1 pseudogene is annotated in these 225 nt (G+C 78.2%); it reads right to left on the bottom strand.

The annotated features are described in order from the left end of the window. A pseudogene (locus H6A16_RS10680) lies at positions 1 to 225 on the bottom strand (IS21 family transposase); the annotation flags it as partial.

Below are 225 nucleotides of genomic sequence, written 5' to 3'. Positions count from 1 at the left end.
GAGCGCAGGGCGCCCTCCACCGCTGCGCCCCAGCCCCGCCTGGCGCTCACGTCGCGCAGCGCCCTGAGGTCGGCTCCGAGGTCGGCGGGCGCCTCGGAGTCGAGGAACGCCACGAGCTCCTCCGGGAGGGACTTCCGCACGACGCTGTCGCGCCAGCCGCCCGGGCGCACGCAGAGCAGCCTCAGCTGCAGGGTCGGGTCGGCGGAGTCGGTCGGCGCGCCGCCC

The sequence above is a fragment of the Collinsella tanakaei genome, from assembly GCF_016900375.1.
Classification (GTDB): Bacteria; Actinomycetota; Coriobacteriia; order Coriobacteriales; family Coriobacteriaceae; genus Collinsella.
This window is presented reverse-complemented; position numbering and strand designations above follow the sequence as displayed.